20 protein-coding genes are annotated in these 9493 nt (G+C 47.1%); 3 read left to right on the top strand and 17 right to left on the bottom strand.

Annotated features, from left to right (window positions below; translation table 11 throughout):
- Window positions 1-572: 572 nt before the first annotated feature.
- From FC20_RS08490 to FC20_RS10675, 5 genes are all read right to left on the bottom strand, one after another.
- Window positions 573-1073, bottom strand: coding sequence for an ArpU family phage packaging/lysis transcriptional regulator (locus FC20_RS08490; protein WP_008463255.1), 501 nt, complete (start codon window positions 1071-1073; stop codon window positions 573-575).
- 20 nt (window positions 1074-1093) lie between these two features.
- Window positions 1094-1312, bottom strand: a complete 219-nt coding sequence (locus tag FC20_RS10430; RefSeq protein WP_156402967.1) for a hypothetical protein — start codon at window positions 1310-1312, stop codon at window positions 1094-1096.
- A complete protein-coding gene (locus FC20_RS08485) occupies window positions 1290-1496 on the bottom strand; it encodes a hypothetical protein (RefSeq protein WP_008463257.1) in 207 nt (68 codons plus the stop codon). Before FC20_RS08485 ends, FC20_RS10430 begins: the two co-directional genes overlap by 23 nt.
- A 249-nt stretch (window positions 1497-1745) precedes the next feature.
- Window positions 1746-1934, bottom strand: a complete 189-nt coding sequence (locus tag FC20_RS10680; protein WP_236697656.1) for a hypothetical protein — start codon at window positions 1932-1934, stop codon at window positions 1746-1748.
- A gap of 81 nt (window positions 1935-2015) precedes the next feature.
- The gene (locus tag FC20_RS10675) at window positions 2016-2165 is read right to left on the bottom strand and encodes a hypothetical protein (RefSeq protein WP_169788892.1); all 150 of its coding nucleotides are present in this window, start codon (window positions 2163-2165) and stop codon (window positions 2016-2018) included.
- 68 nt (window positions 2166-2233) lie between these two features.
- Here FC20_RS10675 and FC20_RS10895 point away from each other — a divergent pair, with 68 nt between their 5' ends.
- Window positions 2234-2428, top strand: a complete 195-nt coding sequence (locus FC20_RS10895; RefSeq protein ID WP_236697655.1) for a hypothetical protein — start codon at window positions 2234-2236, stop codon at window positions 2426-2428.
- Window positions 2429-2564: 136 nt separating this feature from the next.
- Here FC20_RS10895 and FC20_RS08470 read toward each other — a convergent pair whose 3' ends face one another.
- The 12 genes from FC20_RS08470 to FC20_RS08415 all read right to left on the bottom strand — a co-directional run bounded on the left by FC20_RS08470 (window position 2565) and on the right by FC20_RS08415 (window position 8512).
- A complete protein-coding gene (locus tag FC20_RS08470; RefSeq protein WP_008463261.1) occupies window positions 2565-2780 on the bottom strand; it encodes a hypothetical protein in 216 nt (71 codons plus the stop codon).
- Window positions 2773-3069, bottom strand: a complete 297-nt coding sequence (locus FC20_RS08465) for a hypothetical protein (protein WP_008463262.1) — start codon at window positions 3067-3069, stop codon at window positions 2773-2775. The genes FC20_RS08470 and FC20_RS08465 overlap by 8 nt, the downstream gene beginning before the upstream one ends.
- A 12-nt stretch (window positions 3070-3081) precedes the next feature.
- Entirely contained in the window at window positions 3082-3336 is a 255-nt protein-coding gene (locus tag FC20_RS08460; protein ID WP_008463264.1) for a hypothetical protein, read from the bottom strand.
- A gap of 33 nt (window positions 3337-3369) precedes the next feature.
- Window positions 3370-3834: a single-stranded DNA-binding protein gene (gene ssb, locus FC20_RS08455; RefSeq protein ID WP_054668199.1), complete on the bottom strand. Its 465-nt coding sequence runs from the start codon at window positions 3832-3834 to the stop codon at window positions 3370-3372.
- Window positions 3835-3852: 18 nt separating this feature from the next.
- Window positions 3853-4119: a hypothetical protein gene (locus FC20_RS08450; protein ID WP_039944359.1), complete on the bottom strand. Its 267-nt coding sequence runs from the start codon at window positions 4117-4119 to the stop codon at window positions 3853-3855.
- A 13-nt stretch (window positions 4120-4132) separates the two neighbouring features.
- The gene (locus tag FC20_RS08445; RefSeq protein ID WP_155859286.1) at window positions 4133-4945 is read right to left on the bottom strand and encodes an ERF family protein; all 813 of its coding nucleotides are present in this window, start codon (window positions 4943-4945) and stop codon (window positions 4133-4135) included.
- Window positions 4946-4956: 11 nt separating this feature from the next.
- The gene (locus tag FC20_RS08440) at window positions 4957-5805 is read right to left on the bottom strand and encodes a DUF1351 domain-containing protein (protein WP_236697654.1); all 849 of its coding nucleotides are present in this window, start codon (window positions 5803-5805) and stop codon (window positions 4957-4959) included.
- A 93-nt stretch (window positions 5806-5898) separates the two neighbouring features.
- Window positions 5899-6684: a phage replication protein gene (locus tag FC20_RS08435; RefSeq protein ID WP_008463272.1), complete on the bottom strand. Its 786-nt coding sequence runs from the start codon at window positions 6682-6684 to the stop codon at window positions 5899-5901.
- Between the two features lie 274 nt (window positions 6685-6958).
- Entirely contained in the window at window positions 6959-7282 is a 324-nt protein-coding gene (locus FC20_RS08430) for a DUF771 domain-containing protein (protein WP_008463275.1), read from the bottom strand.
- Window positions 7283-7294: 12 nt separating this feature from the next.
- On the bottom strand, window positions 7295-7492 hold the full coding sequence (locus tag FC20_RS08425; RefSeq protein ID WP_008463276.1) for a hypothetical protein: 198 nt from the start codon (window positions 7490-7492) through the stop codon (window positions 7295-7297).
- Window positions 7493-7505: 13 nt separating this feature from the next.
- Window positions 7506-8273, bottom strand: coding sequence for a phage regulatory protein/antirepressor Ant (locus FC20_RS08420; protein WP_039944368.1), 768 nt, complete (start codon window positions 8271-8273; stop codon window positions 7506-7508).
- 14 nt (window positions 8274-8287) lie between these two features.
- Window positions 8288-8512, bottom strand: a complete 225-nt coding sequence (locus FC20_RS08415) for a helix-turn-helix domain-containing protein (RefSeq protein ID WP_008463278.1) — start codon at window positions 8510-8512, stop codon at window positions 8288-8290.
- A gap of 164 nt (window positions 8513-8676) precedes the next feature.
- Between FC20_RS08415 and FC20_RS08410 the strand changes: the two genes are divergently transcribed.
- A complete protein-coding gene (locus FC20_RS08410; RefSeq protein WP_008463280.1) occupies window positions 8677-9030 on the top strand; it encodes a helix-turn-helix domain-containing protein in 354 nt (117 codons plus the stop codon).
- On the top strand, window positions 9020-9382 hold the full coding sequence (locus FC20_RS08405) for an ImmA/IrrE family metallo-endopeptidase (protein WP_051011273.1): 363 nt from the start codon (window positions 9020-9022) through the stop codon (window positions 9380-9382). The genes FC20_RS08410 and FC20_RS08405 overlap by 11 nt, the downstream gene beginning before the upstream one ends.
- Window positions 9383-9493: the final 111 nt, after the last annotated feature.

Here is a 9493-nt window from a genome sequence, read left to right as displayed (position 1 = left end):
CTCATAAGGTTGAGCCCTGGAATCGCACCAGAGCCGTTTAGGGAAAGATTGAATACACGGGCACTAGCCTCAACCTGCACAAATCTTTTATGAGGTAATGTATTTGCAACCTGGATCTAGTAATACTGCAAATACTTAAATATAAATTGCCTGGAACATCCAGGCTATGGACCATGTACGAGTCGAACGTAATAGGCCCTGTGATAGCCGCAAAATGTTTGTCATTTCCCGAAAAACGTTCATCAAGGGATGGTAAATAATTTACTAAGGAGTTTTCGAATGACATAGAGAAAACTGACACATAGTGGCCATCAACATCCAATCAGGGAGTCGAACCCTGACCAGAATACCCGTGTCAAATGAAACTGGTTATAAAAGACTGTGAGGCCGCCCACAGTTTGAGCACTCGCTCTAAGCTGGCTGCCGGAGTTGAACCGGCCAAGGGACCGTGCCAGCTGACATTGTGTTGTTATAGTTTTCCGAATTGGGAGGAACATCAATGTGAAGAAAAAAGTATCATTCCGTCGACACCATCGAAAGCCTAAACTTTCGACACTACCATAGTAGCGCATTCAGGCTTGCAGTTGGCTAGGCGTTTCCTGGTAGAAAACTGTTAGTTCAGGAAGTCCCTTAAGCCCATACAAGCCCTTAGAGAAATCATAGTTCTCAGCGAATTCACACAGTGCATCAACCTTGTGCGGTGCCAAACTGTCCACTTCCCAGCCCAGGCGAGGAGCAACGAGCTTGTCTGGCTTGCGCTCGATGTAGCACTCGACAATGATCGTCTTGTGAAAGTGGTAAAACTCGCTGTCAACCATCACTCCCACTGCATGCTGGATGCAGCCGAATAACCGCTCATAGAGTTCTCGGTCGTTCAAGTGGTTCACTAAACTGATTTCAGTCGCATTCTTTGGCGATCCACTGCTCCCACCAGTTGACGATGAATAGTCAATGCCGGTTAGATCAGTCAGTGGTCGCCCAGCTCTAGCCATGATGTGCGGCAGGTCCTTAATTAGCAATTCCCTGGCGTTGGCAGCCGTTGCTACTCGGTCGATAGGTGCAAACAAGCTCATTTTTCTCCCTCCTTTCCTGGTTAATCCACTGTAAATAGATCGATGTACGGCCAGGGAATCCGCCATTCTTGCCCGGTCATTTCGTACAAGATCAATTCGTCTGGCTTACGCTTGTACCACAGCAACATATTTTCATGATCCATCAATTTTCTCAGTACCTTAAGCGGGCACTGCCGGCTTGGCGTAATGGCAAGTCTAGTTGACGAATTGTAGAGACTAAAAACTATCCGATTGTGCATGCTTAATTACGTCCTTCAACATGATTTCAATTTTTCTAAGTTCAGCAAAATCCAATGCTTTTGCCGTTTCTGGACTGATGTAGATTGACAGCTTTCCTGGCTTGAGCAAGGTATAGCCGATTTGCGGAGAATACTTCTGGTAGTATCCATAGCTGTTCTTGCTTCCGTCGAATGTGAATGTCATTTAATCACCTCCTCCAAACTGCTACGATGTCATCCGTGTCATAACGGACAACTTTGACATTGTCCCGTCCGATATTCCTCATGAGCCTCTTAGCGGCCCTCCTAGCGCTTTGAGGCGTTAGATATAACATTGGCCGGGTGCCGACTCTTCCCAGTCTCCAGCGGTCAGGAAACTTGCATACGCCGTAAGCTCCAACTCTTTCCCAGACTCCCCAGATGGTCTGCCCGTCATTTGCCCATTTTGTCATGACTAGTCCTCAAGCACACACCGCTCAGCATTTGACCATTGCCAGTAGTAGTCAACAAAGCAATCTTCACAGTCGAACACTTCACCAGTGCCGGTTGTGATATATTCATCGCCAGTGCCGATTGTTTGCCCGCATTCGTCACATTTGATTGTTTCAATTACGTTTCCGCTGTTCATCATAAATCCTCCCATGATCAATCATGTCTTGTTTGCTGGCAAAGCCTAAGCGTTGCCAAGCAGGTTTAATTTTCTTTAAATCCATAACCTACTACCTCACTGATTGACGATCATCACTGACCAGTAGGCACAGGCCATAAAGGCCAGGAAGACGGAGAATGTCATCCAAGTTGGCTTGATCATCAACCATCCGATAGACAGGATAAACATCCCCCAGCTAAGATAAATCGCTATCGCTTCTAACATCTCTTACCTCCAATTCGAACCTGTATCGGTCTGTTCCGCTCTTTTCGCCGGCGATAAAGGTCATCGCCTTGATTACTGTGTTATTGTCGTCAGTCCATACTCCTGCATCAGTCAAGCCGTCAACCAGTGCCTTGACTGTCGGATACCAATTTGGCGCATCGTTTCTCCTGGCCGTCGGTGGTCTAACTGTCACGGTCACTGTGCACGGCCTAGACGGGCTGTATGGTGTCTCTGGTACTAGCCCGGTATGTCTACACTCATAGCATGCTAACTCCCGCAGAAACTGTGTTATTTTGCCCTTAACTTGGTAGTGCAGCCGGTCGTTGGCAGAGATCATCATGTTCCCTCTCTTGAGCGTGATGTTCTTGCCCGTCTTCCTAGCAAGATCAAAGCTAATCTTCATCGCATCCCTCCCTGTAAAACTTTGCACTTGTAGACATATCTACCGTTGGTCTTTGCTTCAGCGCGTCGGCAAATTTCCGCGCCGACTGCCTTGGCCTCGTCAGCCGACTTGGCGCTAACTGTTGAGATTCTGACCAACAGAGGGGCGTTAGCCCCCAGCTGGCGTGTGATATATAGACAGTAGGTCTTCATTTTTTCGCTTTTCTTAGTCATCGTTAATTTCTCCTCGAAATTCAGGCATATTGCCCGCCAGCTTGGACATTAAATCCAATTCTTTGGAATTGAAAGATGATTCTTTGAAATCCCAAGCGAGAGAATCTGCACGAAGGCTAGCTGCCATCTCGCCGGTGTAGTTTGAGACGATAGCTACGACAACAGCCGCCCCGCCACGGCCGGTGCCCCAAGCATGATAGTCTTGAGAAATTGCGTTAAACGTCTCAAGAAAGTCTTGATAGGTTATCATGTGCCCGCACTGAATATCTTGCGTTACAAATACATCCATGATTAAGCCCCCCTACGCATGACACAATGTGTGATAAATCTCTGTGCTGATGCGATTGGCCGCTTTGACGCCTCGCTTGGTCAGGACAAACGTGTCGCTATCATCTGTGGTGACCAGGCGGTAGCTGATCAAGTCGTCGAAAGCTGACCCATACTCAGATTTCGCCAAGTGCGTGCCGTAGTACTCAGCTCTGGCCACCATCATCAGCCGCTTTGCAATATTTAGTGAGTTGTCGTTTAGCTCAAGTGCTTTTCTTCTAAAAATCATGTTTCTTTCCTCTCTTCGCTCCATTTTTGCTGCCTAAAACGGCAAATTGTTTGAGATATCAAAGTCGCCGCCAAACGGGTCGCTAGCCTTCTGAGCTGATGGCGCCCCCTGGCTTGTCTCGGTGGCTGGTCGCTGATAGCTGTCTAGTGCACCCGCCAATGGTTGCTGGTCACGCTCACGGCGTGATTCAAGCAGTGAGAAGCTGTCAACGATGACTTCCGTCACATAGACTCTTTGCCCGTCTTTGTTGTCGTAGTTTCTGGTCTGGATCCGGCCTTGGATGCCAACCAAGCTGCCCTTGCTGGTGAAGTTGCAGAAATTTTCTGCCGACTTGCGCCAGATGACGCAGCTGATAAAGTCCGCTTCTCTTTGCCCATTGGCATTTGAGAATTGCCGGTTAACGGCAAGAGTGAACGTAGCAACCGAGATGCCGCTCCCAGTGGTACGCAATTCAGGATCACGTGTTAAACGCCCAATAAGTACAACGTTGTTAATCATTTACTGTATCCTTTTCTGTTATTCCCAGTCGCCGCGTTGCTCTTTAGGCGTATCTGCTAATCCTGCCATTGTCCTTAACCAGGTGGCGTCAAAGCTTGCCGTTGACCGATCAAACTTCCAGACATCGTCTACTAAGCTGAGTGCGGCAATCGGTAATTCACTTTCGACATATAAGATTAGGTATTCTTCACTTTCTTTTTCAAAGTTCAACACACTTTCTTTTTCAAAGTGCAACATGCAGAAACTGTACGCTTCCAGTTTGCTAATAAATTCCTTGTAAGTCATTTCGAGTTCTCCTTTAGCTGATTCCAAGTTCGTTGAAAAGGTCTGTGATGTCATTGTCATTCTGCTCATCAGTTGGGTTTGATACTTTATCGTCCAAACTTTCCGATGACGGTGGCGTATCGACTCTTCTTGGCTTTGGCTTCTTGGCTTCAGACTTCGCCCAGTTCCGCTGCCGCTGAATCAGCTGCCCGATAGCCATCCGCGTTTGAGCATCGCCGTTTGTCAGCTCTGTGTGGAACCAATCGGCAGCGTCTTGATCTCCACCTTGTGCATCAGCCCAGAGATCTACCAAATATCCAGATTGACCGCGGAAGGTGATAACGTAGTTCTCTAGCTCCGACTGACTCAGCTTATGGGCTGATGGGGCAGCATCCACTTCTGAAGATTGCCGACCGTCACTGTCACTTTCAGAGCTGACACCAAATATCGACGACAGCGCGTATCTTCGTGCGTAGGTCAATGCAGATCCCTTATCCTTGATGCCGTTGCCAGCAGGTAAGAGGAATTCGCCACAGTCCATCTTGTTATCTGAGCTGATCAGGTAAGTATGGACTCCGACCTGCCCGTTGGCTGAAATTGGTATTTGGATCCATGACAAGTCGGCTGTTCCAATAGCTTGCTGGATCGTATCAATCAAGTTGTCTAGCGTTGTGTAGCTGTAACTGTAGTCAGAGCCATATTTTGTTTTAACGTCAACTTTCTTATTCAGAGTCGGGTTCTTCAGGCGCCTCTTGACTTCAATCAGTGACTCAAGCAGCGTCTTCTTCGGCGTAGGTTTAACCGCCTCTACTTGGCTTTCTTTACTGCTTTCTTTAGTGTTTTCCATTTCAACCACCCTCACAGTCTCTTGATTTCCAGCCCCAAGTCCTTGGCAGACTGGAGCAGTTTTGCGAGTTGCTCTTTGCTCCCACACAATTCCAAGCGAACGTGATAGACCTGCGCTACCACTTCACCTGTTTCCTTGACCACCCGCTTGTTGCCTTTGATCACGGTTTGGTCTAGTTCTCTCTGTCGTCTCTCAGCGTCTCTCAGTTTCTGCTGCGCTAGGTCTTCTTTGTAGTGCCCCATTTGGCTGAGAACATCGCTCAGCGGGCTGTAATTAAGCATTTCGACCCAGTGACTTTCGGGGAGATCAAGCTCAGCAGCACGGTTGGTAACTGCTTTGACTGCCTCCGCGTACTGGCGATACTTGACCTGTAGCGCGGCGATTTGTGCCTTGACCTCGCGTTCGGTCTTGGGCCAGGTAGCGCTCTTGTTGGCCCAAGATGGATTCCATTCGATGTCATCGGCTGACACATGTGCTTCACTGCATAGATCAGCAATTCTGCGTTTTACTGCCTCAGTACGCTCTGCTTTGGCTTTTTCATCATAGGCATTGATCCCGGCTCTTATCTGCGACACCACGCCATCGAGTTCACTGGTCATTGCCTTAACTTCATCTGCGAACTGATCGACTTCTTTGGTAGCCTGCTTCTTGATCTCAATTTTGCGGTCGTTTAAAGCTTTCTTCAGCTTGTTCAACTCGGCAGCAGTCTTCTTGTCCTGCTTATAGGAGTCAGCAGTGACCACCAATCCGGAATAAGCCTTACATACTTGGTCGACTGCCTGCTTCAAGCTAGCGAGCCCAACTATATCAACTTTTGCCGGGGTGTAAGTGACTTCAACTTTTTGCGCTATCTTCTCCATTGAGTTTTCTATAGTTTGCATGGTATAATCTCCTTGTAAATTTACTTTTTGAGCTCACTAGCGTCTGCTAGTGGGCTTTTTTATTGCCTATTACTATTGATCTGGCATGCCAGGGATGCTGAGGCTGTCAATCTCTTCCCAGCTCTTGCCTTCAGCTAGTGCTTGATCGATTGCCCTCTTGCGTTCTTCATCCCAGCCATACCACCCGTAGACAGTGAAGATAGACTTCTTCCACTGGGCTTGATCAGTCTCTGATCCACCATCTGGATGCTCTTGGAGAAACTGCTTATAAGACATGTAGATGGCATCGTGGTTTTCCCTGTTCCGAGATCTGATAGCCTTTATTTTTGGATCAGATAATAAATTATTTTCTTTTTTTCCCCCCTCTGGGGTTCCCAGGCTTCGCCTGGGTTCCCTTTCAGGGGAATTAATAAATTTCTTACTTTGTTTATGGGTATTTTGTTGATGGTTACTTTGTAGTTGCTCCTTTACCGCTGTCGGTCGACCGTTGTCGGTGGACCGTTGTCGGTCAACCGTTGACGGTAAAGGGTCAACGGTGGGGGCATCCTGTGGATAACTTTTGTCTGGGAGGCTGTCACGCAGCACCCAGTCATAGCCACCAAATTTTCCACGAGTTTGGCGTTTGTTTTTAAGCACCAAATAACCCAGAGCTTGTAGCTCATCGACATAAGAGTCGATTTTCTTTCGCCCCTCTGTTGACTGCTTGTACAGCACCTTTTTGTAAAACTGCCAGTCATCTGGCATCGACCACATGTAGATGAACAGCCCTCGTGCTCCAAAGGACAAGCGGTCATCCTGGAGAACCGAGTTGTCAATCACCGTATATCGGGACTGATAGACTTTTTTCAAGCGCTCCATGGTATAATCCTTTCTAGGGGATGCATTTAGTCTGCAAACTCAATATGCATCCCCACTTTCCCTAGCTCTTCAAAGAAGAACTAGGCTTTTTTTCTGCCTTTTTACCGGTCGTGAAGGCATTTGATGCCTTGACCAGGCGCTTAATCGTCTCTGCGCTCATCGCCAGTCACCCCCTACTTGAAATACCGGCTCGGATCTGCGCAGATCAAGCCGCCGATAAAGCCAATTACGATCCAACATAGGACTTCCCACGTTGCCATAATTGTTCCCCCTCTCACTTCAATTTCTCGTTCCAATCGATCGCTTCCTGGTGGGCTTCCATCCAGGCAGCGGCCTTTTTCTCAAAGATGATCGTCTTGCGACCACCTTCTGAGCGGTGCGGGTTCACACACCATCCTCCGTTTTCCCAGTTCGTCTCTGGATAGCGGTCAAAGATAAGCGTTCTGACCCACTCTGGGGCCTTTCCGCCACAGTATTTCCGTCGGAACTCGTTGATTCCGATCGTCCGACCGGTCAGGTCCTCTTCCAGACGTGGCCGTTGTTCTTTTATTGTTTCTTCAATCAGGGCTTTAAGAGCCCCCTCATTCAAAAGGTTCATTTCTGCTTCCTTCTAGGCCTCCAATTCACGTAGGTCAATTTTTAACAAACCAGCAAGTTGATAGCATATGTCAATATTGAATTGTTGGATGTCTTCGACTGTTGCTGGTCTAACCTTTCCAGTTTCCGCATCTGTTATCTTGATATCTTTGGCGCTATTAACCTCGGATAAAGCGTGCAGCGCTTCTTCCACAGTTTCGTATTCGATCATCTTGGTTGCCTCCTTAATCTTCTAGTAAGCTCATATTCTCGATAATTGGGTGGATGCCATCTTCTGCCAGAAGATCATAGATGAACTTTCTCCCCTTCTGAGTCAACTTCAAATTGTTGTGGACTCCTTTTTCCATGCCCTTAGAAGTCTGCTTCTTGTAGGCATAAGGTTCGTAAGCCGCGTAACCTTTTCCAGCGTACTTTTGAGCGATAACCCAGTGCTTGCCCTGGCGGAATTGGACTTTCTTTTCTGCCAGGATTTTGTTTAAAGTTACGGCCGACATTCCGAAATCTTTGGCGATTTCTGTCATCGTCATCAGCCCCGGATTGCGCATCTGCTCATCGTAGTAGTCAACTTTAGGTTGATTCTTTTCGATGAGCTTCTGCTGGTCAGCCGCCAGCTGGAGTGCTTCGCCCAGCGTTTGAGGAATTTCAAACTGTGGTTTAGCCAGCTTTTGGTGTTCTTGCTCGTACTGGTTGAACAAACTGACGTATTGAGCTGTGAAAAGGATCCCTTTGTCACCAGTCAGCTTATTTGCTACCATTTCGCATCCCTGCTTGGTCAGCAGGTAGCATGGCCGTTCTTCGCCTTTACTATCCTTGTAGCTTGATTCGACGAAGAAATTTAACGAATCCAAATTTGGATTGGTTGAAAGAACGTTGATGTAGCGCTTAATGTCACGCATTAGGTGAGCGTGTTGCTTACCGATCATCTCAGCAACATCGCGACTATCGATTACTTGCTTGCCTTCAAAGTTGAAGGCTTTAATTGGATTAGTCATCTTATTCTCCTTATTCATTTTGAATAATTTTCGGTTAAAAAAATTTTTACGTCCACTCCTAGAACCTTGCTAACCTTGAAAGCAAAGTCTGCATCAAACTTGACTCTGCCAGAAAGGCGATCACTAAGGTTGGAAGGACGAATGCCTAGTTGTTTGGCTACGTATTCCTTTCGCAATCCTTTTTCAGCAATTAAGCGATTGAGAATTGCTGGAGCATCGCCCTTAATGACTTCCGCCATTGGTTTCCTCCTTTCAATTCGTATTGAATAACCTTTACACTCACTATAATACCCCCATTTCGAATAAATGCAAGTATTTTTTTTTCTTTTTGAATTACTTTTTTCGTTTTGAAAAGAAACGGTTTACAATACTAGTAAGAAGTTATTCGAAAGGAGTGAATCTTATGGTAACCTTCAGCCAACGTTTAACCAACCTACGTGAATCACAGAACTTGTCGAAGGCGGAAACCGCTAGACGCTTGGAAATTCCAGTTTCTACCTACTCTAATTATGAATACGGAAATCGAGAGCCTGATTTCGAAACACTTAACCGAATTGCAAAGCACTATCATGTTACGGTTGACTACCTACTAGGCAACGACGCTCCGAAGACAGACCCCCACCCCTACGACCTGGCAGACGACGAGCCCCTGACCTACCATGGTGTGGAACTGCCTGACAACCTGCGGACTTACTATAAATCAGTAGCTGACGCCTACGTTAAGCAGCATCATAAAGGTGATGATAATGATGGATGACGCTCTTTCCTACCTAATGAACTACGCCCTGGCCCACGACATAGGCGTGGTCTACGACACTACCCTCCCGCCCTATGCCCCGCCGGTGTCCTTTGTCAGACAACGCCTGGTAGTGATGAATGGCAACTTCAGAGAAAGCGAACAGCCCTTCGCCCTAGCACACGAAATCGGTCACATTATGCTTGGACACTACCGCTTTCATTGCAATGCACCAGTCGTTAAGTATAAGCAGGAAAAAGAAGCTGACGATTATGCTACTGACCTTCTTTGGCAGTGTGCTGAAGACAATAATCTAAATTACGTAGACTTTCTGGCTACCTATGGAGTGCCAGACCGTATGTTTCTTGATTAAGTAGAATAGCGTTTAGTTTAAAGGTTAAGAGGGATGCAAGCAGCGCTTTAGTTGCTTACGCTAATAGAAAAAGCCCGCATTTGCGGGCCTGAATGGATATAGAAAGAGAAA

The sequence above is a fragment of the Lactobacillus equicursoris DSM 19284 = JCM 14600 = CIP 110162 genome (genome assembly GCF_001434815.1).
GTDB classification, from domain to species: domain Bacteria; phylum Bacillota; class Bacilli; order Lactobacillales; family Lactobacillaceae; genus Lactobacillus; species Lactobacillus equicursoris.
This window is presented reverse-complemented; position numbering and strand designations above follow the sequence as displayed.